Source organism: Streptomyces sp. OR43 (assembly GCF_008042275.1).
In the GTDB taxonomy this organism is placed as follows: domain Bacteria; phylum Actinomycetota; class Actinomycetes; order Streptomycetales; family Streptomycetaceae; genus Streptomyces.
Genome location: NZ_RDBK01000001.1, coordinates 304,880 through 329,008, shown reverse-complemented (window position 1 = coordinate 329,008; position 24,129 = coordinate 304,880). Strand labels below are relative to the sequence as shown.

18 protein-coding genes and 1 pseudogene are annotated in these 24,129 nt (G+C 71.6%); 13 read left to right on the top strand and 6 right to left on the bottom strand.

Going from position 1 to position 24,129, the window contains the following annotated elements; translation table 11 throughout:
• Window positions 1-110: 110 nt before the first annotated feature.
• Window positions 111-1,922, bottom strand: coding sequence for an ABC transporter ATP-binding protein (locus tag EAO72_RS01515; RefSeq protein WP_148015348.1), 1,812 nt, complete (start codon window positions 1,920-1,922; stop codon window positions 111-113).
• A gap of 246 nt (window positions 1,923-2,168) precedes the next feature.
• Between EAO72_RS01515 and EAO72_RS01510 the strand changes: the two genes are divergently transcribed.
• Window positions 2,169-2,612: a MarR family winged helix-turn-helix transcriptional regulator gene (locus EAO72_RS01510; protein WP_148015347.1), complete on the top strand. Its 444-nt coding sequence runs from the start codon at window positions 2,169-2,171 to the stop codon at window positions 2,610-2,612.
• Window positions 2,613-2,655: 43 nt separating this feature from the next.
• Window positions 2,656-5,589: an FAD-binding and (Fe-S)-binding domain-containing protein gene (locus EAO72_RS01505; protein ID WP_148015346.1), complete on the top strand. Its 2,934-nt coding sequence runs from the start codon at window positions 2,656-2,658 to the stop codon at window positions 5,587-5,589.
• Window positions 5,590-5,714: 125 nt separating this feature from the next.
• Here the strand turns inward: EAO72_RS01505 and EAO72_RS01500 are convergent, their stop codons facing one another.
• Entirely contained in the window at window positions 5,715-6,431 is a 717-nt protein-coding gene (locus tag EAO72_RS01500) for a L,D-transpeptidase family protein (RefSeq protein WP_148015524.1), read from the bottom strand.
• Window positions 6,432-6,718: 287 nt separating this feature from the next.
• Here EAO72_RS01500 and EAO72_RS01495 point away from each other — a divergent pair, with 287 nt between their 5' ends.
• Both EAO72_RS01495 and EAO72_RS01490 read left to right on the top strand, forming a co-directional pair.
• Entirely contained in the window at window positions 6,719-8,569 is a 1,851-nt protein-coding gene (locus EAO72_RS01495) for an ABC transporter transmembrane domain-containing protein (protein WP_148015345.1), read from the top strand.
• A complete protein-coding gene (locus EAO72_RS01490) occupies window positions 8,566-10,347 on the top strand; it encodes an ABC transporter ATP-binding protein (RefSeq protein ID WP_148015344.1) in 1,782 nt (593 codons plus the stop codon). The genes EAO72_RS01495 and EAO72_RS01490 overlap by 4 nt, the downstream gene beginning before the upstream one ends.
• A gap of 165 nt (window positions 10,348-10,512) precedes the next feature.
• Here EAO72_RS01490 and EAO72_RS01485 read toward each other — a convergent pair whose 3' ends face one another.
• On the bottom strand, window positions 10,513-12,093 hold the full coding sequence (locus EAO72_RS01485) for an MFS transporter (protein WP_148015523.1): 1,581 nt from the start codon (window positions 12,091-12,093) through the stop codon (window positions 10,513-10,515).
• A 93-nt stretch (window positions 12,094-12,186) separates the two neighbouring features.
• On the opposite strand from EAO72_RS01485, the pseudogene EAO72_RS43735 reads away from it, so the two are divergent.
• Window positions 12,187-12,435 (top strand): annotated as a pseudogene (locus EAO72_RS43735) (hypothetical protein); the annotation flags it as partial.
• Window positions 12,436-12,542: 107 nt separating this feature from the next.
• Complete coding sequence (locus EAO72_RS01480; protein WP_261991279.1) at window positions 12,543-13,346, top strand: Lrp/AsnC family transcriptional regulator; 804 nt, start codon at window positions 12,543-12,545, stop codon at window positions 13,344-13,346.
• Window positions 13,347-13,368: 22 nt separating this feature from the next.
• On the opposite strand, the gene EAO72_RS01475 is transcribed toward EAO72_RS01480, so the two are convergent.
• Window positions 13,369-14,160 (bottom strand): metal-dependent hydrolase, encoded by a 792-nt coding sequence (locus EAO72_RS01475; protein WP_148015343.1) that lies wholly within the window; start codon window positions 14,158-14,160, stop codon window positions 13,369-13,371.
• A gap of 170 nt (window positions 14,161-14,330) precedes the next feature.
• On the opposite strand from EAO72_RS01475, the gene EAO72_RS01470 reads away from it, so the two are divergent.
• Both EAO72_RS01470 and EAO72_RS01465 read left to right on the top strand, forming a co-directional pair.
• On the top strand, window positions 14,331-16,844 hold the full coding sequence (locus EAO72_RS01470; protein WP_148015342.1) for a DEAD/DEAH box helicase: 2,514 nt from the start codon (window positions 14,331-14,333) through the stop codon (window positions 16,842-16,844).
• A gap of 46 nt (window positions 16,845-16,890) precedes the next feature.
• Window positions 16,891-17,772, top strand: coding sequence for an acyl-CoA thioesterase (locus tag EAO72_RS01465; protein WP_148015341.1), 882 nt, complete (start codon window positions 16,891-16,893; stop codon window positions 17,770-17,772).
• A 29-nt stretch (window positions 17,773-17,801) separates the two neighbouring features.
• Here EAO72_RS01465 and EAO72_RS01460 read toward each other — a convergent pair whose 3' ends face one another.
• Entirely contained in the window at window positions 17,802-18,026 is a 225-nt protein-coding gene (locus EAO72_RS01460; RefSeq protein WP_148015340.1) for a DUF6011 domain-containing protein, read from the bottom strand.
• A gap of 133 nt (window positions 18,027-18,159) precedes the next feature.
• Here EAO72_RS01460 and EAO72_RS01455 point away from each other — a divergent pair, with 133 nt between their 5' ends.
• The 3 genes from EAO72_RS01455 (at window position 18,160) to EAO72_RS01445 (ending at window position 22,251) form a co-directional block, all read left to right on the top strand.
• Entirely contained in the window at window positions 18,160-18,849 is a 690-nt protein-coding gene (locus EAO72_RS01455; RefSeq protein ID WP_261991265.1) for a hypothetical protein, read from the top strand.
• Window positions 18,850-19,048: 199 nt separating this feature from the next.
• Window positions 19,049-20,818 carry a cation:proton antiporter gene (locus EAO72_RS01450; protein WP_148015339.1) on the top strand — a complete coding sequence of 590 codons (1,770 nt, stop codon included), beginning with the start codon at window positions 19,049-19,051 and terminating at the stop codon, window positions 20,816-20,818.
• A gap of 92 nt (window positions 20,819-20,910) precedes the next feature.
• The gene (locus tag EAO72_RS01445; protein WP_148015338.1) at window positions 20,911-22,251 is read left to right on the top strand and encodes a chloride channel protein; all 1,341 of its coding nucleotides are present in this window, start codon (window positions 20,911-20,913) and stop codon (window positions 22,249-22,251) included.
• Between the two features lie 32 nt (window positions 22,252-22,283).
• Here the strand turns inward: EAO72_RS01445 and EAO72_RS01440 are convergent, their stop codons facing one another.
• On the bottom strand, window positions 22,284-22,724 hold the full coding sequence (locus EAO72_RS01440) for a DUF7144 family membrane protein (RefSeq protein WP_148015337.1): 441 nt from the start codon (window positions 22,722-22,724) through the stop codon (window positions 22,284-22,286).
• Window positions 22,725-22,892: 168 nt separating this feature from the next.
• On the opposite strand from EAO72_RS01440, the gene EAO72_RS01435 reads away from it, so the two are divergent.
• Together EAO72_RS01435 and EAO72_RS01430 are read left to right on the top strand one after the other, a co-directional pair.
• On the top strand, window positions 22,893-23,462 hold the full coding sequence (locus EAO72_RS01435) for a helix-turn-helix domain-containing protein (RefSeq protein ID WP_148015336.1): 570 nt from the start codon (window positions 22,893-22,895) through the stop codon (window positions 23,460-23,462).
• Between the two features lie 13 nt (window positions 23,463-23,475).
• A complete protein-coding gene (locus EAO72_RS01430) occupies window positions 23,476-24,042 on the top strand; it encodes a GNAT family N-acetyltransferase (protein ID WP_148015335.1) in 567 nt (188 codons plus the stop codon).
• Window positions 24,043-24,129 lie beyond the last annotated feature (87 nt).

The following is a 24,129-nucleotide window of genomic DNA, read 5'->3' as shown; positions in this document are numbered from 1 at the left end:
GCTCCACCCGGCGCCGTCGTTCCCCGTCCCACGGGAGCGGCGGCGCCGTCGCGTGCGGCCACATGCCCCCGGGGTGAGCCCTTCGCCACCACTCCCCCGTACGCGGCCGGTCAGCCCGCCACGGGGGCGGCGAGCCGGGTGTCGTCCCTGCGGACCAGGGCCGCGTACCGCCCGTCCTGTCGCAGCAGTTCCTCGTGGCTGCCGCGCTCGGCGGTGCGGCCTGCGTCGAGGACGACGATCTGGTCGGCATCGCGCACGGTGGAGAGCCGGTGGGCGATGGTGATCGTCGTCCGGCCGGCCGAGAGCGCGTCGATCGCCTCCTGTACGGCGAACTCGGTGCGGGTATCGAGGGCGCTCGTCGCCTCGTCGAGGATCAGTACCGGGGGGTCGCGCAGGATCGTGCGGGCAATGGCCAGACGCTGCTTCTCGCCTCCCGAGAATCGGTAGCCGCGTTCACCGACGAGCGTGTCGTAGCCGTCGGGCAGAGAGGCGATGTGATCGTGGATCTGTGCGGCGCGGGCCGCCGCCTCGATCTCCTCGTCGGTCGCGTCCGGCTTGGCGAAGCGCAGGTTCTCGGCGACCGAAGCGTGGAAGAGGTACGTCTCCTGGGAGACCACGCCGACCGCCCTGGCGAGGGTGTCGAAGTCCAGTTCGCGCACATCGACCCCGTCGAGCGTGACCCGGCCGCCGGTGACGTCGTAGAGCCTCGGCACGAGATAGCTGAGGGTGGACTTGCCCGAGCCGGTGGGACCGACGACGGCCAGGCTGGCTCCGGCGGGCACGGTCACATCGACGCCGCTGAGGGTCGGACCGCTCTTCTCGTCGTAACTGAAGTCGACGTTCTCGAAGCGGATCTCACCGCGGATCCTCTCCAGGCGCACCGGCTTCTCGGGCTCGGTGATATCCACCGTGAGGTCGAGGTATTCGAAGATGCGCTGGAAGAGGGCGAGGGAGGTCTGCATCTGCACCCCGGTGGAGAGCAGGCTCACGGCGGGCCGGAAGAGGCCCTGCTGGAGCGAGACGAAGGCCACCAGCGTTCCGATCGAGACGCCCGGACCACCGGACTGCAGGGCGATTCCGGCTGCCCAGTAGATGACAGCCGGCATGGCGGCCATCACGATGCCGATCGTCGACATCCGCCAGCGTCCGGCCATGCTGGAGCGCACTTCGAGGTCGACCAGGCGCTCGGACTCCTCGGCGAATCCCTTGGTCAGCGAGTCCGAGCGGCCCATCGTGCGGCCGAGCAGGATGCCACTGACGGAGAGCGATTCGGTGACGGTGGCCGCCATGGCGGCCATCTGCTTCTGGCGCTGGGTGGTGATCTTCTTCCGCTCGCGGCCGACCCGGCGGCTGATCCAGACGAAGACCGGCAGCAGGAGCAGCGAGACGACGGTGAGCCGCCAGTCGAGCGCCAGCATGGCGACGACCGTGGCGATGACCGCGGTGAGGTTGGAGACCAGGGAGGTCGCCGTCGAGGTGACGGTGGCCTGCATGCCGCCGATGTCGTTGGCGATCCGGGACTGGACCTCGCCCGTGCGGGTCTTCGTGAAGAAGGCGAGCGGCATCCGCTGGAGCTGCGTGTAGACGGCGGTGCGCAGGTCGTGCATGACCCGCTGGCCGACCGTGGTGGAGATGAGGGTCTGGAGCACGCCGAAGACACTGTTCATCACCGCGGTGAGGATCATGCCGAGGGCCAGCAGCGAGAGCAGTCCGGTCCGCCCCTGGGGGATGGCGGTGTCCAGGATCTCGCGCAACAGGAACGGCGAGGCGACCGACACCAGCGACGAGGCGCCGACGAGCAGTCCGACCACCGCGAGGCGGCCGCGGTAGGGATGGAAGAGGCGGAGGATGCGGCGCAGCTCGGCGGGTGGCTGGGCGGCTTCCCGGGGCGGGGGTGTCCACGTGGGTTCGTCGGGTTTCATGGGCTCCTTCGTCAGGCGTGCGACTACAGGTGGGGGCGGGCGCGGGGGCTTGCGACAGCGAGCGCGTCCACAGCGCGGCAGGGCGGTGGCCGGGTGACCACCGACGGGCCCGTGGCCCGGATTTCGCAGGCCTCACAGACCTCGCAGTTTCCGCGGACCTCTCGGACCTCGACGGTGGAACAGACGAGAGCATAGCTCATTGTTACCTATACTCACAATGAACAAGGTCCTGATATTGTTCCCGCCATGGACACCCCCGACCCCGACGGCATGCTCGCCGAACAGCTGCTGCGGCTGACCCGCAGGCTCCAGCGCATTCAGAGCCGCCAACTGGAACCGATCGGCATCACCCCCGCGCAGTTCCGGCTGCTGCGCACCGTCGCGCACTACGACGGCCCCCCACGGATGGCGGATCTGGCGAATCGCCTCGACGTCGTCCCCCGCGCCGTGACCACGCTGGTCGACGGACTGGAGGCCAGTGGCCGGGTGCGCCGGACACCCGATCCGGACAGCCGCCGCGTGGTCCGGATCGAGATCACGGACGAGGGCATCGCCACGCTGCGCTCGCTGCGCAACGCGCGCCGGGCCGCCGCAGAGGAGATCCTGGCTCCACTGACCGCCGATCAGCGTGAGGTGCTCGGGGGTCTGCTGACCGCTCTGGTCAACGGAATGCCGGAGCGCACCTGCTGACCGGGCGCGAAGCGTCGCGCCGAACCACCGAGGGGATCTGGACATGCCACTGCTCGAACCGAACCCGGAATCCCTGCGCCCCGGGGTCGCGCGTCCTCCGTCCCACGACCGGGTTCCCGACGCGCAGGCACCCGGCACTCCCGAGCCGCTGCGGGGCGATCTGACCGCCCTGCTGGGCCCGCAGAAGGTGCTCTGGAAGATCTCCGACCTGGTGCGGTACGCCTCCGACGCCAGTCCGTACCGGTTCGTTCCCCAGGTCGTCGTCGTTCCGGAGGACATCGACGACATCTCCGCGATCCTTTCGTACGCCCATGGCAAGGGCCGCAACGTCGTGTTCCGGGCGGCGGGCACCAGTCTGAACGGGCAGGCGCAGGGCGAGGACATCCTCGTGGACGTACGCCACCACTGGGCGGGTATCGAGGTCCTGGACGGGGGCACGCGGGCCCGGATCCGCCCGGGGACGACGGTCATGCGGGCGAACGCCACCCTCGCCCGGCACGGCCGGCTTCTGGGGCCGGACCCGGCCAGCGCGATCGCCTGCACGGTCGGGGGCGTGGTCGCCAACAACGCCTCCGGGATGACCGCCGGAACCACCCGGAATTCGTACCGCACCGTCTCCTCCCTCACCGTCGTGCTGCCCAGCGGCACGGTGGTGGACACCGGCGACCCGACGGCGGACGAGGACCTGGCGCGCGCGGAGCCGCAGCTCTGCGCGGGGCTGCTCGCCCTGAAGGCGGAGATCGAGGCCGACGCCGCGCTCACCGCCCGGATCCGCGCCAAGTACGAGATCAAGAACACCAACGGCTACCGGCTGGACGCCTTCCTGGACGGATCGACGCCGGTAGAGATCCTGCGCGGCCTCATGGTCGGTTCGGAAGGGACCTTCGGATTCATCTCCGAGGTCGTCTTCGACACACTGCCCCTGGACCGCAGGATCTCCACCGCGCTGCTCTTCTTCCCCTCCCTGACCGCGGCTGCCGCGGCCGTCCCGCTGTTCAACGACGCCGGGGCCATCGCCGTGGAGCTGATGGACGGCAACACGCTGCGCGCCTCGGTCAGCGTCCAGGGAGTGCCCGCCGACTGGGCGGGGCTGCCGAAGCAGACCGCGGCCCTGCTGGTCGAGTTCCGCGCTCCCGACGAGGCGGGCCAGGAGGCGTACGAGGAGGCGGCCGCGGGGGTCGTACGGCAGCTGGACCTGGTCCGTCCCGTCACCTCGGTGACCAATGAGTTCACCCGGGACGCCCGGACCATCTCCGGCTACTGGAAGGCCCGCAAGGCCTTCGTCACGGCCGTCGGCGGCTCCCGCCCGTCCGGTACGACGCTGATCACGGAGGACTTCGCGGTCCCGCCCTCCCGGCTGGCCGACGCCTGCGAGGCGTTGCTGGAGCTCCAGGCGGAGCACGGTTTCGATGCCGCCGTCGCGGGCCACGCGGCCCATGGCAATCTGCACTTCCTGCTGGCGTTCGACGCGGCGAAGGAGTCCGATGTCGACCGGTACGCCGGCTTCATGGAGGACTTCTGCCGGCTGACCGTGGAACGCTTCGACGGATCGCTCAAGGCGGAGCACGCCACCGGCCGCAACATCGCGCCCTTCCTTGAGCTGGAGTGGGGCCCGCGGGCGACCGAGCTGATGTGGCGCACGAAGCAGGTCATCGACCCCGACGGGGTCCTGGGCCCCCGGATCGTGCTGGACCGTGACCCGAAGGCGCATCTCCGCGGGCTGAAGACCATTCCCAAGGTCGAGGCGGTGGCCGACCCCTGCATCGAATGCGGCTTCTGCGAGCCGACCTGCCCCAGCCAGGATCTGACCACGACACCGCGCCAGCGCATCGTGCTGCGCCGCGAGATGATGCGGCAGCCGGACGGCTCGCCGGTGGAAGCGGGACTGCTCGACGCCTACGGGTACGACGCCGTCGACACCTGTGCGGGCGACTCCACGTGCAAGCTCGCCTGCCCCGTCGGCATCGACACGGGCGCCATGATGAAGGACTTCCGCCACCGGCGGCACTCCCCCCGCGAGGAGCGGATCGCCGCGCTCACCGCGAAGAACTTCCGCGTGGTCGAAGCGGCGGCCCGGCTGGCGGTCGCCGCGGCCGACAGGATCGACGACCGGCTGCTCCAGGGCGTCACCGGACTCGTCCGCAAGGCCGTACGCCCCGATCTGGTACCGGAATGGCTGCCGGAGATCCCGGGCGCCGCGGCCCGGAAGCTGCCCCGCACCTCCAGGGTGGGGGCGAGCGCGGTCTACTACCCGGCCTGCGTCAACCGTATCTTCGGCGGCCCGCAAGGGCATCGTGGCCCGTCGCTGCCGCAGGCCGTGGTCCTCGTCTCGGCCCGTGCCGGGAAGCCCGTCTGGATTCCGGAGGACGTCGCGGGCACCTGCTGCGCGACGATCTGGCATTCCAAGGGGTACGACTCCGGGAACGCGGTAATGGCCAATCGGATCGTCGAAGCCGCCTGGGGCTGGACCGCCGGCGGAAAGCTGCCCCTGGTCGTCGACGCCTCCTCGTGCACGCTGGGCATCGCGCACGAGGTGGTGCCGTATCTGACCGAGGACAACCGGAAGCTGCACCGGGAACTGACGGTGGTCGACTCACTGGTGTGGGCGGCCGACGAGCTCCTGCCCGAGCTGACGGTGCTGAGGAAGTCCGGCTCGGCGGTGTTGCACCCGACGTGCTCGATGGAGCATCTCGACGACGTCGGCCAGTTGCGCACGGTCGCGGAGGCCTGCGCGGAGGAGGTCGTGATCCCGGACGACGCCGCGTGCTGCGGCTTCGCGGGCGACCGGGGCATGCTGCACAAGGAGCTGACGGCTTCGGCCACGGCGAAGGAGGCCGCCGAGGTGAACACCCGGGAGTACGACACCTATCTGTGCGCGAACCGCATGTGCGAGATCGGCATGGACCGGGCGACGGGGCGTTCGTACCACTCGGCGCTGATGGAGCTGGAGCGGGCGACCCGTCCCGGTCCCGCGTGAGCGCCCGGGGGCCCTGCCTCGCCCCCGGCGGCCCTGCATGAGCACCGGGCGCCCCGTCGCCCCTGGGCCCGCACGAGCGCCGGGCAACCCGCCCCCGGCCCGCGTGAGTTCGGGGCGGCGGCCGCTCAGGCCTTGAGTTCTGCTCGGTCGCCCATCACCACGACCGGGTTCTGCTTCGGGTCAAGGGTGCGCAGCAGCTTCACCATGGCCTCCTTCGGCAGGCTCACGCAGGCCGATGTGCCGCTGCCGTGGTCCATGTGCAGCCAGATGCTGCCGCCCTTGGACTGACCCTGCGGGCGCGTCGGGTCGTTGGGGGCGGTGCCCTTGACGCGGTTGTAGTCGATGGCGATGACGTAGTCGAAGTCGTGCCAGTAGGGCTTGGCCCAGTAGCGGGGCGCCTGGATGGCGGCCGACTCGGTGTACGGGAGCAGCGCGCCCGGATCGGGGAGGGCGCCGCCCGCGTCGGTGAGGGTGAAGACGCCGACCGGGGAGCGTTTGTCGTCCTCGTGGTGGTCGGTGGTCCAGCCCTTGCGACCGTTGTGGGCCTTCCAGCCGGCGGCCTTGTCCCAGGTGGATCCGGTCCGGGTGTACAGCACGACCGTGGAGTCCGCGGAGTTCTTGCCCGCGCCGTACACGGCGACGACCTGGCGGGAGCCGTCCGGGATCTGTGACTGCAGCCGGTCACCCACGTCAGGGATGCGCTTCAGGCGTGTGGTCTGCTCGTCGGCCTCGTCCTCGCGGGCATCGGCCGACCGCGCGTCGGCCTTCTTCGGTTCCTGTCCGTCGCCGCACGACGTCAGGGTCGCGAACAGGACACCGCAGGCGGCCGCCGAGGCCACCACTCGTACCGCACCGGCTATACGCATCCGTCCATGCTCGCACCATCCAGAGCCCGAGCCGTCCTCGTCTGCGGCTTCGGGCCAATGCGTGCCCAATCTTTACCCCGTGGACCGGCCCGCCCCGGCCCGCGGGGCCCACCCGCCACTGGCCGCCCCGGCCCGCCCTAAAAGGGTTTGCCTCAGCTCCTGCGGAGAGCGAGGCTTGGACGGTTTGGTCCCCCCACACGCCTCCCCCACGTGTTTCTGGAGATCCTCGCGGATCTCAGCTCCTTCCGATCTTTTGGGACATCATGCACATTCGCGATCTTCCGTATGCGGATCCCGGCGATCCCGATGTCCGGTCGGGCCCCCGCTTCCTGCTCTGGCTCGGCCGCAACCAGATCCGCGGACAGCTCAAGTCCATGGCGTGGGGTCTGCTGCACCAGTGCTCCATCGCGGGGCTGCCGCTCGCCGTGGGGTTCGCCGTCCAGTCGGTCGTCGACCGGTCCGGCGGACGGCTGGCGCTGGCCGGCGGCATGATCGCGGTGCTCGGTGTGCTGATCGCGGTGGGCGACACGATGCTTCACCGGACCGCCGTCACCAACTGGATCACCGCTGCCGCCAGGGTCCAGCAACTGCTGGCCCGCAAGACCGCGGAGCTCGGCTCGGCACTGACGCGCAGGGTCGCCGCGGGCGAGGTCGTCGCGGTGTCCACCGGCGACGTGGAGAAGATCGGCTGGTTCGTCGAGGCGCTCTCCCGCTTCGTCGCGGCCGCCGCGGCCCTCGTCATCATCTGTGTCGGGCTCGTCCTCTATCTGCCCTCCCTCGGCGTGCTCGTGGCGCTCGCGATGCCCCTGCTCGCCCTGGCCGTACTGCCGCTCCTGCCCCGGGCCACGCGCCGCGCCGACGTCCAGCGAGAGAAGGCCGGAAAGGCCACCGAGCTGGCCTCGGACACGGTGGCCGGACTTCGCGTGCTGCGCGGCATCGGCGGCGAGGAACTGTTCCTCGGCCGCTACCGGCGCGCCTCCCAGGAGGTCCGCAAGGCCGCCGTGCGCAGTGCGCGGATGTGGTCGCTGATCTCGGCGATCCAGGTACTCCTGCCGGGCGTGCTGCTGATCTCGCTGGTCACCTACGGCGCGGCGCTGGCCCGGGACGGGAAGATCGACGTCGGCCAGCTCGTGACGGTGTACAGCGCGGCGACGCTGATGCTGTTCCCGTTGCGGCACTTCGAGGAGATCGCCATGGCGTACTCCTTCTCCCGGCCGTCCGCCCAGCGTGCGGTCCGGGTCCTCTCGCTGAGCCGGGTGGCCCGGCCGTCCACCGTGGACGCCGTTGCGACCGGTGACCTGTACGACCCGGTCACGGGGCTGCTGGCTCCGGAAGGCCTGTTCACCGCTGTGGTCTGCGGCGACCCGGACGAGGCGGGGCGCCTCGCGGACCGGCTAGGCGGCCATGCCCAGCCGGCCGTGGCGAAGGAGGGCGAGGCCGAGGAGGCCGAGGCTCCCGCGGCGCCGTCGGTCCTGCTCGGGGGCGTACCCCTGGACGAGCTGGAGCTGGATGCGGCCCGGACCGCCGTACTGGTCCAGGACAAGGACCCGGTGCTGCTCTCCGGAACGCTGCGGGAACTGCTGGACGTGCCGTCGTCCGGGCGCGTGGCCGCCGCTGACGCGCTGGCTGCCGCGCAGTGCGGCGATGTCCTGGACGCGCTCGCCCAGGCGTCCGCCGATACCGAAGGCGACCCCATGAACACCCGGATCACCGAGCGCGGCCGGTCGTTGTCCGGCGGCCAGCGGCAGCGGCTCGCCCTGGCGCGGTCGCTGGTGACCGATCCCGAGGCGCTGGTGCTCGACGAGCCGACGTCCGCCGTCGACTCGCACACCGAGGCGCGGGTCGCCGAGGGAGTCAAGGCGCTGCGCAAGAACCGTACGACGGTGGCGTTCGCCTCGTCACCGCTGCTGCTCGACCTGGCGGACCGGGTCGCGCTGGTCCACGGCGGGACCGTGGTGGCGGTCGGCACCCACCGTGAACTACTGCGTGACGAACCGCTCTACCGCGCGGTCGTCACCCGGGAGACCGACGACGAGATCGCCGCGTCGGCACCGGACCCGACCCAGGACATCGACACGATCGGCACGATCGAGGAAATCGAGGAGAGGGCATGACCGGCCTCGCACCACCGTCGTACGACCCGGCCGCCCCGGAGTCGGCGACCACCCTGCCGGTCGGCACCCCCACGACCGTCCGGACCTACGTCCGGGAGCTGATGCGGCGCCACCGGCGGCCGTTCGTCGTGGTCACGGCGCTCAACTGCGTGGCGGTGGTCGCGTCGATCGTGGGCCCGTACCTGCTCGGAGGGCTGGTCGAGGACCTGTCCGACGGGGTCACCGACCTTCATCTGCAGCGCACCGCCGCGGTGTTCGCGCTGGCGCTCGTCATCCAGACCGTGGTCACCCGGATGATGCGGCTGCGCAGCGCGATGCTGGGCGAGGAGATGCTGGCCGATCTGCGTGAGGACTTCCTCGTACGGTCGGTCCGGCTGCCTCCGGGCGTGCTGGAGCGGGCCGGCACGGGAGACCTGCTGTCCCGGATCACCACGGACATCGACCGGCTCGCCAACGCGATGCGCGAGGCGGTGCCGCAACTGGCCATCGGTGTGGTGTGGGCGGGGCTGCTGCTCGCCGCGCTGGCCGTCACCGCTCCTCCGCTGGCGCTGTCGGTGCTCGTCGCGCTGCCGGTGCTGATCATCGGCTGTCGCTGGTACTTCCGCCGGGCCCCGTCGGCGTACCGCTCGGAGGCGGCCGGATACGCGGCGGTCGCGGCGATGCTCGCGGAGACGGTCGATGCCGGACGGACCGTGGAGGCGCACCGGCTGGGGGCGCGGCGGGTCGCCCTGTCGGACCGGCGGATCAAGGAGTGGACCGCGTGGGAGCGGTACACGCTGTTCCTGCGGTCGGTGCTGTTCCCCGTCATCAACGCCACGTACGTGACGATTCTCGGCGCGGTCCTGATGCTCGGCGGCTGGTTCGTCATCGAGGGGTGGCTCACCGTCGGTCAGCTGACGACGGGTGCGCTGCTCGCGCAGATGATGGTCGATCCGATCGGCCTGATCCTGCGCTGGTACGACGAGTTGCAGGTCGCCCAGGTGTCACTGGCCCGGCTCGTGGGGGTCCGGGAGATCGAGCCGGACGCCGGTGACGCGGGCGTGGCGCCGGACGGCCGCGAGGTGCGCGCCGACGAGGTGCGTTTCGGCTACCGGGCCGGTCTCGACGTGCTGCACAAGGTGTCGCTGGATGTGGCTCCGGGTACGCGGATGGCGCTGGTGGGTCCGTCCGGTGCGGGCAAGTCCACGCTGGGCCGGCTGCTGGCCGGGATCTATGCCCCGCGGACCGGCGAAGTGACGCTGGGCGGTGCGGAGTTGTCACAGATGACGGCGGAGCGAGTCCGTACGCACGTGGCCCTGGTCAATCAGGAGCACCATGTGTTCGTCGGCTCGCTGCGGGACAACCTGCGCCTCGCCCGTACCGGCGCCGGTGACGCGGAGCTGTGGGCCTCGCTGGCCGCGGTCGACGCGGACGGCTGGGCGAGGGCCCTCGACGAGGGGCTGGATGCCGAGGTCGGGTCGGGCGGCCTGGTCCTCACCCCGGCGCAGGCGCAGCAGATCGCGCTGGCGCGGCTGGTGCTGGCCGACCCGCACACGCTGGTCCTGGACGAGGCGACGTCGCTGCTCGATCCGCGCGCGGCCCGGCATCTGGAGCGATCGCTCGCCCGGGTGCTGGACGGGCGTACGGTCGTGGCGATCGCCCACCGGCTGCACACGGCGCACGACGCGGACGTGATCGCCGTCGTCGAGCAGGGCCGGATCAGCGAGCTGGGCAGCCATGACGAGCTGGTGGCGGCGGACGGCGCGTACGCGGCGCTGTGGCGGTCCTGGCACGGCTGACCGGGCCGTGCTCATGGCATACGGCGGGCGGGCTCGATCCTGAGCCCGCCCGCCGTATGCCATCGCGGTATGCCATCCCGGAGGCTGTCGCGGTCGGCCGGGTCGCGGTGGTGCCGTCAGCCGGTTCGCCGCACGTGACCGGGTCGCGGTGTCGCGGTGGTGCCGTCAGCCGGTTCGCCGCACCGTGACCGGGTCGCCGCCGCCCGCGGGTGTGACCGCGTCGGGCGTGGCGCTGCCGGGAGCGGACTGCGCGGCGACCTTCACCGTGGCGGCGGACGACGTGCGCGGCCGGAGCAGGACCGCGGACACCAGCGCGGCGAGCAGCGTGAGGGCCGCGGCGACGATCAGGCAGAGCCGGAGGCCGTCGAGGAAGGCGTCGCCCATCGCGCCCAGGGCCTGGCCGGTCTGTGCGCCCAGGTTCATCTGGGCGACCGCGCCGAGGCCTCCCTCGCGGGCGGTGTCCGCTATGTGCTGACGGCCGGCACCGGAGATCCCCGCGTCCGCGAGATGGGCGGGGAAGGTGTCCAGGGCGCGGGAGGTGAGGAGGGCGCCGAGAACGGCGGGGCCCAGCGCGCCGCCGATCTGGCGGAAGGCGTTGTTGCCGGCTGCGGCCATGCCGGCCAGGTGCTGGGGGACGGAGGCAACCGCGGTGGCTGTCATGGGCGTCAGGATGCCGCCCATCCCGATGCCCAGCAGGGCCAGCCGCCACGCGATGGAAGCGAACGACGTGTCCGCGTCGAGGGTGGTCATCGAGAGCAGCGCGCCGGAGACGACGAGCAGCCCGGCGGTGATCAGGGTCCGGGCGGGAACGCGGTGCATGAGGCGTGAGACGGGACCGCCGACGACGATGGAGGCGGCGGTGACCACGAACAGGCGCCAGGCGGCCTGAAGGGTGTCGAGCTGCTGCACCAGGCCGAAGTAGAGGCTCAGCAGGAAGAAGAAGCCGATGAGGCCCAGGAAGGTGATCATCGCGACCAGGGTGGTGGCCGTGAACGCCGGGCTGCGGAACAGGGCCAGGTCCAGCATCGGGCTGTCGCTGCGCCGCTCCGCCCCGACGAAGGCCGCCGCGCCGGCCACGGCGATGAACAACGCCACCAGGACCTGGGCGTCGGTGAAGGAACCGGCACCGCCCTCGATCACGCCGTACACCAGAGCGGTGATCGCGACGGCGGCGGTGATCTGGCCCGGCCAGTCGAGCCGGCGCCCGTGCGGGGCACGCGAGTCCGTCAGCAGCCGCGCGGCGAAGACCGTCGCGACGAGGGAGACGGGAATGACCAGGAGGTAGATCCACCGCCAGTCCGCGTGCTCCAGGACCAGTCCGGCGATCAGCGGGCCGATGGCCAGCGCCAGCAGGAGCGAGGTGGCCCACAGGCCGATGAACTTGCCGCGCTCCCGGTGGTCGGGCACCGCGTGGCTGATCAGGGCCAGGGTGGTGGGGAGCAGTGCGGCGGCGCCGAGTCCGGCGAGTGCCTGGCCGGCCCAGAGCACCTCGATCGACGGGGCGGACAGCGCGACGGCGGCGCCGGCGGCGGAGAACAACAGGCCTGCCTGGAACACCTTCTTGCGCCCGTGGACGTCGCCCACCACTCCGGCGGTCAGGATGAACGCGGCCATGGGCAGAACGAACGCGTCCTGGACCCAGGACAGTTGGGCCGTCGACGCGTCGAGCGCCGCCTGGATGGCGGGCAGGCTGACGGCGACGGTGGTCACCGGCAGGTAGGCGACGAAGACGCCCAGGCAGGCCATGACGAGCGTGGCCGCCCGCCGGTCGGGCCGGCTGCTCGCCGCGGGTGTGACGTTCAAGGAAGTACTCCTCTGCGACGCGGTGCGCCGCGGTTGATGTCCTGTCCGGAGCGAGGGCCGACGTCTCCCGGCCCTCGCGCCCCCTACCGGGAACGGTGCCGGATCGGACCCCAGCATCGACGACACGACGCCGAATCAACGAAGCGAGCCGGGTCCACGGGCACAAACCTCCATGTCCATGCGTCCGCATGTCACACTTCCACCGTGATCGACGACGTGGACATGAGAATCCTCCGCACGCTCCATCGCGCGCCGCGCGCCCCGTTCCGGCTCATCGGCGAGGTGGGCGGGGTGTCGGAACAGACGGCGGCCCGCCGCTATCAGGCCCTGCGCCGGGCGGGCGTGATGCGGGTCGTGGGCCTGGTCGATCCGGCCGTACATGGTGAGGCTCAGTGGGTCGCCCGTATCCGCTGCCGTCCCGACCGGGTCGCTCCGCTCGCCGACGCTCTGGCCCGGCGGCCCGACATCGCCTACGTGGGCATCGCCTCGGGCGGCTCGGAGATCATCTGCGTCATCCGCTCACCGCTCCACGCCCCGCGCGCGGACATGCTGCTCCAGCAGCTGCCCCGGTCCACGGCCGTCCTCGACGTCAGCATCGATCTGCTCATCCATCCCTTCGGCGACCCTCGCACGGCCGGCTGGACGGGCTACGGCGGGCATCTCACCGCCGAGCAGGAACAGCTGCTGGCGGGCAGCCCGTCCCCGGTCCCGGACGGCCGGCTCCTTCCCCTCACCGCGGAGGACGGCTGCTCGACGCCCTCGCCGAGGACGGCCGTACCTCGCACACACAACTGGCCGAAGCCACCGGCTGGTCCAAGGGCCGCGTCGCCCGCAGGCTGGAAGCCCTGGAGACGTCCGGCACCCTCGCGTACGACATCGACCTGCTGCCGGAACACCTCGGGTTCGCTCTCAACGCCACCCTCTGGCTCCGCGTCGCCCCGGCCCGGCTGGAGCGCGCCGGAGACGAGATCGCCGGCCACGACGAGGTCGCGTTCGCCGCGGCCACCAGTGGCGACCACAACGTGATGGCCATCGTCATCTGCCGCGACGCCGAGGAGTTCTACCGCTATCTGACCACGCGCCTCGCCGCCACCCCCGGGGTCGACGCCTACGGGGTCAGCATCCGGGTGCGCCGGCTCAAGCAGGCCGCCTCCCTCATCTCGCACGGCCGCCTGGTCCCTCCCGCGCCCGTGTAGGCGCGGGGCGGACCGCCGGCCGTCAGATGAAGTTCATGGCGGCGGCCCCGCCCACTCCCCCGAGCACCATGAACACCGGCATCAGCACCTTCAGCTCCACCCAGCTGCCGGCCCTGAACCGCATGGCCTTCGGCGGACCGATCGGGTACCAGCGCTTGCGGCCGACCGGGATCGGCCAGAGGATCGGGCAGCCGGACACGGTCAGCGCGTCGCCGATGTCGTGGACGAGGGCGCCGAGCACGATGGGCAGACCGAGCCAGAGGTACTCCTGGCCGGGGGCGTTGAAGAGCCAGTCCGAGCCGTTGCCCGGCTTGTCCAAAACGCCCGCGAGAATCCATGCGCTGGTCGCTCCGAGCAGCCACACCAGGACGTCGCTGGACATCCGGGCAGCCCGCCAGAGCAGTCCCTCGACGGCGAGCACCAGGTGGACGAAGAGGATCGCCAGCACCGCCCACCGGCCGCCGGTGATCGCCGCCGCGGAGGCGCCCGCTCCTATCAGGACCGCCCACAGCCAGGTGTGCGTGAGCGTCCGGTGGCCCCCGTTGCGGTTCGAGTCGCCCCGCATCTTGGTGGCCTTGTAGACGGCGTGCGAGAGCTTGTCGACGATCTCGCAGAGTCCGCGGGAGACCGGCCCGAAGGCGCGCGAGATGGTCGCCGACTTGTGGTCGAGGTCCGGGGCGAGCGCCGCGCCTGCGGTGATCAGCGCGCCGACGACCAGGACGGGCCACGGCATGGTGTGGCCCGCGGCAGCCGCCGCCGCGCCCACCCCCAGCCAGGCCGCTGCCCCTGACAGAGAGTGTGCCGGTCCCATCATGGCTGTTTCCGCCCCCGTAGGTGTCGTGAGGTGCGACAGGCGTCGCCCGTGCACATGTTCCGGCCATCATCGTTGTGGTGCGGCCGAGTTGAGTGGGCAGCGTATCGTCCGTGATCTTCGTACCGTCGTCCGGTTCCCTCATCGGGGTGGAAGACAGGCAAGATGGGGGCGTGACCCTTATCGATCAGCTGCCCCCGACCGACGACCCCGACGCCCTCTTCGAGGCCTTCTCGTCATGGACCGAGACGCAGGGGATCACTCTCTATCCTGCTCAGGAGGAGGCGCTGATCGAGGTGGTCTCCGGGGCCAACGTGATCCTTTCCACGCCCACCGGGTCCGGAAAGAGCCTGGTCGCGGCGGGTGCGCACTTCACCGCGCTGGCCCAGGACAAGGTCACCTTCTACACCGCTCCGATCAAGGCTCTGGTCTCGGAGAAGTTCTTCGACCTGTGCAAGCTGTTCGGTACGGAGAACGTCGGCATGCTCACCGGAGACGCCTCGGTCAACGCCGACGCCCCGGTGATCTGCTGCACCGCCGAGGTGCTGGCGTCCATCGCGCTGCGTGACGGGAAGTACGCGGACATCGGCCAGGTCGTCATGGACGAGTTCCACTTCTACGCGGAGCAGGACCGCGGCTGGGCGTGGCAGATCCCGATCCTGGAGCTGCCGCAGGCCCAGTTCGTCCTGATGTCGGCCACGCTCGGTGACGTCCGGATGTTCGAGGAGGACCTGACGCGCCGCACCGGCCGCCCCACCTCCGTGGTGCGCTCGGCGACCCGGCCGGTCCCGCTCAGCTACGAGTACCGGCTGACGCCGATCACCGAGACGATCACCGAGCTCCTGGACACCCGGCAGTCGCCGGTCTACATCGTGCACTTCACGCAGGCCGCGGCCGTCGAGCGGGCGCAGTCGCTGATGAGCATCAACATGTGCACCAAGGAGGAGAAGGAGAAGATCGCCGATCTCATCGGCAACTTCCGCTTCACCACCAAGTTCGGCCAGAACCTCTCCCGTTACGTACGCCACGGCATCGGTGTGCACCACGCGGGCATGCTGCCGAAGTACCGGCGGCTGGTCGAGAAGCTCGCCCAGGCGGGGCTCCTGAAGGTCATCTGCGGTACGGACACGCTCGGCGTCGGCGTCAACGTGCCGATCCGCACCGTGCTGTTCACCGCCCTCACCAAGTACGACGGCACCCGGGTCCGGACCCTGCGGGCCCGTGAGTTCCACCAGATCGCGGGCCGGGCCGGGCGGGCGGGCTTCGACACGGCGGGCTTCGTCGTGGCGCAGGCCCCCGAGCATGTCGTGGAGAACGAGAAGGCGGTCAAGAAGGCCGGCGACGACCCGAAGAAGAAGCGCAAGGTCGTCCGCAAGAAGGCCCCCGAGGGCTTCGTCGCCTGGTCCGAGACCACCTTCGACAAGCTCATCCAGTCCGATCCGGAGCCGCTGACCTCCCGTTTCCGGGTCACGCACACCATGCTGCTCTCGGTGATCGCGCGTCCCGGCAACGCCTTCGACGCGATGCGGCATCTGCTGGAGGACAACCACGAGCCCCGCAAGGCGCAGCTGCGCCACATCCGGCGGGCGATCGCGATCTACCGGTCGCTGCTGGACGGCGGCGTGGTGGAGCGGCTGGACAAGCCGGACGCCGAGGGCCGCATCGTGCGGCTCACCGTCGATCTCCAGCAGGACTTCGCGCTGAACCAGCCGCTGTCCACGTTCGCGCTGGCCGCGTTCGAGCTGCTGGACGCCGACTCGCCCTCGTACGCACTGGACATGGTCTCGGTCGTGGAGTCGACGCTCGACGACCCGCGTCAGATCCTCGCCGCGCAGCAGAACAAGGCGCGTGGTGAGGCGGTCGGGCAGATGAAGGCCGACGGCATCGAGTACGAGGAGCGGATGGAGCTCCTCCAGGACGTCACGTACCCGAAGCCGCTGAGCGAACTGCTGTGGCACGCCTACGACGTCTACCGCCAGAGCCACCCGTGGGTGAGCGACCACCCGGTGTCGCCGAAGTCGGTGATCCGCGACATGTACGAACGCGCGATGACGTTCACGGAGTTCACGTCGAACTACGAGCTGGCCCGCACCGAGGGCATCGTGCTGCGGTATCTCGCGAGCGCGTACAAGGCGCTGGAGCACACCATCCCGGACGACATCAAGTCCGAGGACCTGGAGGACCTCATCGCCTGGCTCGGGGAGATGGTCCGTCAGGTCGACTCCAGCCTCCTCGACGAGTGGGAGCAGCTCGCCAACCCCGAGGTGGAGACGGCGGAGCAGGCGCAGGAGCGCGCGGACGAGGTCAAGCCGGTCACGGCCAACGCGCGCGCCTTCCGGGTGCTGGTGCGCAACGCGATGTTCCGCCGGGTCGAGCTGGCCGCGCTGGACCGGGTCCGCGATCTGGGCGAGCTGGACGGGGACGCGGGCTGGGACGAGGACGCGTGGGGCGAGGCGATGGACGCGTACTGGGACGAGTACGAGGAGCTGGGCACCGGTCCTGACGCCCGCGGGCCGAAGCTGCTGAAGATCGACGAGGATGCCGAGCACGGCCTGTGGCGCGTCCGGCAGACGTTCGCCGACCCGAACGGCGACCATGACTGGGGCATCAGTGCCGAGGTCGACCTGGCCGCGTCCGACGAGGAGGGCCGGGCGATCGTCCGGGTCACCTCCGTGGGCCAGTTGTGAGCGCGCCCGTACCGGTGGCGCCGCTGCGAGAGTGGAGAAGAACCGCATGACGAACCCCGCCGAGCGTCTGGTCGACCTGCTCGACCTGGAGCGGATCGAGGTCAACATCTTCCGCGGCCGCAGTCCCGAGGAGTCCCTGCAGCGGGTCTTCGGCGGGCAGGTGGCGGGGCAGGCGCTGGTGGCGGCGGGCCGCACCACGGACGGGGACCGGCCGGTGCATTCGCTGCACGCCTACTTCCTGCGGCCGGGCCGTCCCGGGGTGCCGATCGTCTACGAGGTCGAGCGCGTCCGGGACGGCCGGTCGTTCACCACCCGCCGGGTGACGGCCGTGCAGCAGGGCCGGACCATCTTCAATCTGACGGCGTCGTTCCACCGCCCGGAGGAGGCAGGTTTCGAGCACCAGCTGCCGCCGGCCCGTGTGGTGCCCGATCCCGACGAGCTGCCGACGGTCGCCGACGAGGTGCGCGAGCATCTGGGCGGGCTGCCGGAGGCGCTGGAACGTATGGCGCGCCGTCAGCCCTTCGACATCCGCTACGTCGACCGGCTGCGCTGGACGCAGGAGGAGATCAAGGACGCGGACCCGCGCAGCGCGGTGTGGATGCGCGCGGTCGGCCCGCTCGGCGACGACCAGCTGGTCCACACGTGTGCGCTGACGTACGCGAGCGACATGACACTGCTGGACGCGGTACGCATCCCGGTGGAGCCGCTGTGGGGGCCGCGCGGCTTCGACATGGCGTCGCTGGACCACGCGATGTGGTTCCACCGGCCGTTCCGGGCCGACGAGTGGTTCCTGTACGACCAGGAGTCGCCGGTGGCGACCGGCGGGCGGGGGCTGGCGCGCGGCAGGATCTACGACCGCGAGGGCAACCTGCTGGTGTCGGTGGTGCAGGAAGGACTGTTCCGGCGGCTGGGCGAGCAGCGGTCCTGACTGACCGGCCGGGTACGCCGGCCCGCGCCTCAGACGCCCGGCAGCGGGTCCTGTTCGACCTCGTGCCTGCGGGTGCGGATGTCCGGCGGAGCCGGATGCAGTTTGGCGTCGCACGCGGGACCGAGACCGGTGCGGCGCGAGGCCGTGCCGGTGAGCGGGCGCCCGCACATGCGGCAGCGGACCGGGCGGCGGCCGGTGGCCGCGGCGGTGCCGGGCAGCGGCTCGGCGTCGGGGGCGGGTTCTGGGGACTCCACGCGTCGATCATCCCAGGGTTCCGGGCCCTCCACGCGCCCGCGCCCCACGGCTCCGGGCACTCCACGCGCTGCCCGTCCCAGGTCCCCGTCTACCCTTCGACTTCCGGTCGCGCACAACGGAGGAGTCTCGAAGGTGACCCACGCCCTGAAAGTGATGGCCCTGCCCACGGACCCGAACGCCGGCGGCGTGCCCCGGCCGGGTGTGGCCGAAGGCTTCGGCCACGTCGTGATCGACACGTCCCAGGGCCACTTCCACGTGGTCGCGTACCTGGAGCGCGAGCTGCCGCCGGGCGGCATACCCGCGTATCTCGCGGCGCGGAAGGACGGTGCCCGTTCCTTCGTGCTGTGGGCCGAACCGGAGCGCCGCACCAGGCTGGCCACGCTCGTCACCACCTCGGCGGGCAACGGCGTCTCGGCGTACCAGGTGTGGGGCGGGCAGGGCGAGCTTCTCGGCACGTTCGTGCGGGAGAAGGCCCTGTCCGGCAAGGGGCTGCGCACACGCTGGACCGTCACCCCGGCCGGCGGCCCGGAGGCCGTCGGGCTCAAGGGCCGGGTCTTCTGGTGGTACCTGTGGTGGCCGCTGTTCCCCCTGTGGGTCCTCATCGGCGTGGCGAGCCTTTTCAGCGGCGGCGGCGATGTGCCGCGCGGGCCGCGGCGCATCGTCTGGCGGGCCGGTCGGGAGGCCCCTCTGGAGTACCGGTCCGACGACCGGGTCGTCGTGCACGCCCCCTGGGTCGACCAGCGGCTGGCGGCCGCGCTCACCGCGGTGGTCCGCTCGTTCGACAGCTGGATCGGCACGCCGTGGGACGACAAGAAGAAGTGACGGTCGGCCGGCCGGTCCTCGTGCCGCACCCCTCGCGTCGTTAGGCCATTGGATGGATACCGCGGCCCCCTGCCCTCGGTGGGCGCGCGCCTGACCGCCCTGCCGCGCTCCCGCCGCGGAAGGTGGTCGCGCGCGGTGTTCCGCGGGCCGCGACCGCGGCCCGCGGCACCGGAGGGATGTCGTCCGAGGAGGCGCTGCTATGACGGCCGATCAGGTGCTCGTGGGTCTGGGACTGATCGTGGTGCTCGCAGTCGCCTCGCAGCTGCTGGCGAACCGGTTGCGTGTCCCGGCCCTGCTCATCCTGCTGCCGGTCGGGTTCACCGCCGGGGCGTTCATCGACTCCGTCAGCCCCGAACGGCTCCTGGGGGCCGCCTTCTCCCCGCTGGTGTCCCTGGCGGTGGCGGTGATTCTGTACGACGCCGGGCTGGGCCTCGACCTCCAGCGGCTCAAGGGCCACACACGGCGGGTCGTGCACCGGCTGCTCGTGCTCGGTACGGTGCTCACCGTGGTGTCCGCCGCGCTGTTCGCCGTACCGGTCCTGGACATGTCCATGGGGGCGGCGGTGATGCTCGCCTCGATCCTCGTCGTCTCCGGGCCCACCGTCGTCGGGCCGCTGCTCGGCTTCGTCCGGCCCTCGGAGCGGCTGCAGCGCATCCTCATCTGGGAGGGCTCGCTGATCGATCCGGTGGGCGGCATCCTGGGGGCGCTCGTCTTCCACGGGGTTGTCGTGGGCGAGCGGCCGGGGTTCGGGCGCCAGGTGGGCGAGTTCGCGGCCAGTACGGCGGTGGGCGTCGCCGGCGGCGCGATCGGCGCCGGCGTGCTGTGGCTGCTGCTCAGCCGGGCGCGGCTCAGTGAGGAACTGGCCACCTCGGTGCAGCTCGCCGCGGTGATCGGCATGGCGACGGCCTGTGACGCGCTGCGTGACGACACGGGGCTGATCTCCGCCGTCGTGATGGGAATGGCCATGGCCAATCTCCCGGGCCTGGACCTTCCCGTGCGCCGGCCCTTCTTCGACACGCTCGTCTCACTGATCATCGGGCTGCTGTTCGTCTCCATCTCGGCCACGGTCACCCCGTCGTCGCTGCGGCACGTCGTGCTGCCGTCGCTCGCGCTGGTCGGACTGCTCGTCCTGGTGACCAGACCTCTGGTGGCGCACCTGGCGACGCTGCGCACCGATGTGCCGGGCGGGGAACGGTGGTTCATCGGCTGGATGGCTCCGCGCGGCATCGTCGCCGCGGCCACGGCGTCCACGTTCTCGGCCGAGCTGATCGACAAGGGCGTGACGGGCGCCGAACGCATCCTGCCCGCCACCTTCGTCGTGATCGTCGCCACCGTGATGCTGTACGGGCTGACGGCGTTCCCGGTGGCCCGGCGGCTCGGGGTGCTGCGCCCGGCACGGTCCAGGCCGCTGCTCGTCGGCGGCGCGCCCTGGGTGGTCGACCTGGCGTGTGCGCTGCGCTCGGCGGGGCTGGACGTCCTGATGTGGGCCGGCGCGGAGGATGAGCGGGAGCGGATCGTGGAGGCCGGGCTGACGCTGGCCCCCGGTGAACTGCTCGCCGCGGCGACCGGGGCCGGCGCGGAGCTCGAAGGAATCACCGGCGTGCTGCTGCTCACGGACGAGAACGACTTCAACGCCCTCGCCTCGACGACCCTGCGCGAGAGCGTCGACGGCTCGGTCCACCGGCTCGCCTCGCCGTCGGCGAGTCACGGGGTGGTCGCGCCCTACACGGGCGGTGAGTCGCTGTTCGGTGAAGGTCTCACCGGGCCCGAGCTCGCCCGCCGGTACGAGGTGGGTGCCCGCGTGGTGGTCCGGCCGGCCGCCGCCGCGCTCCCGGACCGCCATGCGCTGCTCTTCGTGGTGAGTCCGGACAAGCGGCTCACCCCGGTCACCGGCACCGGGACGCCCGCTCCGGGTGCCGGCGACACCGTCATCCTGCTCAGTCCGCCCACGGGCGTGCTCACCGGCTGACCGCCGCGGCGCGGCCGGGGACCGGCCGGACCGCGTGACCCGTACCCCGATCGACCCCGCACGAGCATTCCTGAGCCGAGGAGACAACGCACATGTCGGCCGAACCCGCCGGAGCGCCCGCCGCCCCGCACCCCGACCCCGCGGCCCTGATCCGGACCCGGGGCTACGCGGTCCTGCTCGTGATCGTGGCCGTCCTGGGAGTGCCGATCTCGGCGGGGGCCTTCGGCTTCCTGGCCCTGGTCTCCGAACTGCAGTCCCTGACGTACGACGACCTGCCCAAGGCTCTCGGCTTCGCGGGGACGCCCTCGTGGTGGCCGGTGCCGCTGGTCGGTGTGTCGGGGCTGCTGACGGGGCTGGCCATCCGCTTTCTCCCCGGACAGGGCGGGCACAAACCGGCCGAGGGACTGGTGAGCACCGGTGCGCCCTCGGCCGCGCAGCTGCCCGGCATCGCGCTCGCGGCCATCGCGTCGCTCTCCCTCGGCGCGGTGCTCGGCCCCGAGGCACCGCTCATCGCCCTGGGCGGCGGTGCGGCGGTGTACGCGGTGCGGCTGATCAAACCGGACATCGATCCCGGGGCGAGCGCGGTGGTGGGGGCCGCGGGCAGTTTCGCGGCGGTCAGCGCCCTGCTGGGCTCGCCGCTCCTCGGCGCGTTCCTGTTGATGGAGGCGTCGGGGCTGGCCGGGCTGATGCTCGGGGTGGCTCTCGTGCCGGGGCTCCTGGCGGCCGGGATCGGTGCGTTGATCTTCACCGGCCTGGGCTCGTGGACGGGGCTCGGCACCTACTCCCTGGCGCTGCACGAGGTACCGCCGGCCGACAGCCCCACCGCCGCCGAGTTCGGCTGGGCCGTCGTCCTCGGGCTGGGTGCCGCCCTCGCGGGGGCGGGAATCCAGCGGCTGGCGCTGTTCCTTCAGCCGCGGGTGGAGCGGCGCAGGGTGGTGGCCACGGTGGTCATGGGACTCGTGGTCGGGCTGCTCGCCTTCCTGTACGCCGAGATCACCGGGAACTCCCCCTCGCAGGTGCTGTACTCGGGCGAGCACGCGCTCGATCCACTGCTCGCCGACAGCGCCCGGTACTCGGCGGCCACCCTGGTGGTGCTCATCGTCTGCAAGTGCCTGGCCTACTGCGCCTCGTTGAGCGCCTTCCGGGGCGGCCCCATCTTCCCGGCCATGTTCGCCGGTGCGGCGGGCGGCCTCGCGCTCTCCCATCTCCCGGGCCTGAACCCGACCTCGGGGTTCGCCATGGGGATCGGGGCCATGTGCGTGGCGATGCTGAAGCTCCCGATGACGTCGGTGCTGCTGGCCACGCTGCTGCTGGGTTCGCAGGGACTCACCGTGATGCCGCTCGTGATCGTCTCGGTGGTCGTCTCCTACGTCGTCACGCTCAGGATCACCGCCCCGCCGGCGGCGTTCGCCACGAAGCCGCCCGTACCGTAGCGACGTCGCCGGCGGCTGCGGCTCGTTCTGTCTCAGACCCGCTGGCGGTCTCCGCCCGCGCAGAGCGCCCAGATGATGAAGACGTCCAGCGCGATGAGCACGATGGACCACAGCGGATAGTGCGGCAGCCAGACGAAGTTGGCGAGTGCGCCGAGTCCGGCGAGGACGATGCCGACGGCACGGGCCCACGCCGCCCCGGTGAACAGGGCGCAGCCCGCGAGAACGATGACGATGCCGAGGATGAGGTGGATCCAGCCCCAGCCGGTCAGGTTGAACCGGAACACGTAGTTGCTGGTGGTGACGAACACGTCGTCCTTGGCGATGGCCGCGATGCCCTGGAAGATCGCCATGGCCCCACCGAAGATCATCAGGATGGCGGCGAAAGCGGTCCAGCCCGTCCGGAACGGGTGGGGGTGGGCGGATTCCGCGGCGGCGCCCCGCGCCGTCCCTGGCTGGTTGCTGGTACTGGCCATGTGGGCCTCCTCGGGTAGCGGAACCACCCGGCAGGACCGAAGCGCCCGGCCGGGCGTCCTCAGGGACAAGCCTGGCACGTCGGAGCGCTACCGGCAGCGCGGGGAAGCCCGGCCTGCCTGCCGGGCCACCCACCGGCGCCCTCTCCCTATGGAGATATGCTCTCCGATATGAGAAACGAAGCCGGGGCCGTGGAGGCCGGGCTCGCGGTTCGCCTGGGCGAGCTGCGGAGGGAACGGGGCTGGTCGCTGGACGAGCTGGCCCGGCGCAGCGGGCTGAGCCGCTCGACGCTTTCGCGGCTCGAACGCGGCGAGCTGAGCCCGACGGCCGGCCAGCTCGGCCGGCTGTGCAGCGTCCATGAGCGGACCATGTCCCGGTTGCTGCTGGAGGTGGAGGCGCAGCCGCCGCAGCTGGTGCCCGCCGGGCGTCAGGCCGTATGGCGCGACGAGTCGACGGGCTTCGTCCGCCGGTCCGTCTCGCCTCCGCACGCGGGGCTGCGCGCGGAGGTCGTCGAGGGCCTCCTCGACGCGGGTGCCGTGATCGCGTACGAGCATCCGCCGGTAGCCGGTCTGGAGCAGCACATCTGGGTTCTGGAGGGGACGCTGGAGGTCACCGTCGACGCCACCGCGCACACGGTGGGCCCGGGCGACTGTCTCCGGTTCCGGCTGCGCGGCCCCTCGCGTTTCCACTGCCCGGGCCCGGAGCGGGTCCGGTACGCGCTGATGATCGTCGCACCGTGAAAGGACCTGCCGCATGACCGAGATCGTTCCGGTGTCCGGACCCGAACTGGTCACGTACGCCGATGAGCTGGCCGCCCTTCTCGTGGAGACGGTCGACGGCGGATCGTCCGTGGGCTTCCTCGCCCCGCTCGGCCGGGAGGCCGCCGCGCGCTGGTGGCGTGAGCGCGCCGGGTCCGTGGAAGCGGGGCGGCACCGGGTCTGGATCGCCCGGGACGCCGAGCGGATCGCGGGCACCATCGGTCTGGCCCGCGCGCCGCTGCCGAACGCCCGCCATCGCGCGGAGGTCGCCAAGCTGATGGTCCGTCCGTCGGCGCGGGGCCAGGGACTCGGCAGGCGCTTGCTCGACGCGGCCGAGCGCTCGGCGGCGGAGGACGGCGTCACGCTGCTGGTCCTGGACACGGAGAGCGGCAGTCCGGCCGAGTGGTTGTACCGCTCGGCCGGCTGGACGGAGTGCGGCTCCGTGCCCGACTACGCCGCCGACCCGGCGGGGGTCCTGAAGCCGACCACCTTCTACTACAAGGCGGTCGGCCGGGACGGTTCGGGGTCCGTTCAGGCGGTGAGCCCCTCGACGTCCTTGTAGGCGACGCCGTCCTTCATGACGACCAGGATGTTCGCCGGGTCGCCGAGGGCCCGGATGTCGTCGAGCGGGTTGCCTCGGGCGATCACG

Coding starts and splice junctions, on each gene's coding strand:
- EAO72_RS01495 (WP_148015345.1), top strand. CDS start 6,719: ATGCACATTCGCGATCTTCCGTATGCGGATCCCGGCGATCCCGATGTC.
- EAO72_RS01430 (WP_148015335.1), top strand. CDS start 23,476: ATGACCGAGATCGTTCCGGTGTCCGGACCCGAACTGGTCACGTACGCC.
- EAO72_RS01445 (WP_148015338.1), top strand. CDS start 20,911: ATGTCGGCCGAACCCGCCGGAGCGCCCGCCGCCCCGCACCCCGACCCC.
- EAO72_RS01485 (WP_148015523.1), bottom strand. CDS start 12,093: ATGGCCTGCCTGGGCGTCTTCGTCGCCTACCTGCCGGTGACCACCGTC.
- EAO72_RS01515 (WP_148015348.1), bottom strand. CDS start 1,922: ATGAAACCCGACGAACCCACGTGGACACCCCCGCCCCGGGAAGCCGCC.
- EAO72_RS01505 (WP_148015346.1), top strand. CDS start 2,656: ATGCCACTGCTCGAACCGAACCCGGAATCCCTGCGCCCCGGGGTCGCG.
- EAO72_RS01465 (WP_148015341.1), top strand. CDS start 16,891: ATGACGAACCCCGCCGAGCGTCTGGTCGACCTGCTCGACCTGGAGCGG.
- EAO72_RS01440 (WP_148015337.1), bottom strand. CDS start 22,724: ATGGCCAGTACCAGCAACCAGCCAGGGACGGCGCGGGGCGCCGCCGCG.
- EAO72_RS01475 (WP_148015343.1), bottom strand. CDS start 14,160: ATGATGGGACCGGCACACTCTCTGTCAGGGGCAGCGGCCTGGCTGGGG.
- EAO72_RS01490 (WP_148015344.1), top strand. CDS start 8,566: ATGACCGGCCTCGCACCACCGTCGTACGACCCGGCCGCCCCGGAGTCG.
- EAO72_RS01450 (WP_148015339.1), top strand. CDS start 19,049: ATGACGGCCGATCAGGTGCTCGTGGGTCTGGGACTGATCGTGGTGCTC.
- EAO72_RS01510 (WP_148015347.1), top strand. CDS start 2,169: ATGGACACCCCCGACCCCGACGGCATGCTCGCCGAACAGCTGCTGCGG.
- EAO72_RS01435 (WP_148015336.1), top strand. CDS start 22,893: ATGAGAAACGAAGCCGGGGCCGTGGAGGCCGGGCTCGCGGTTCGCCTG.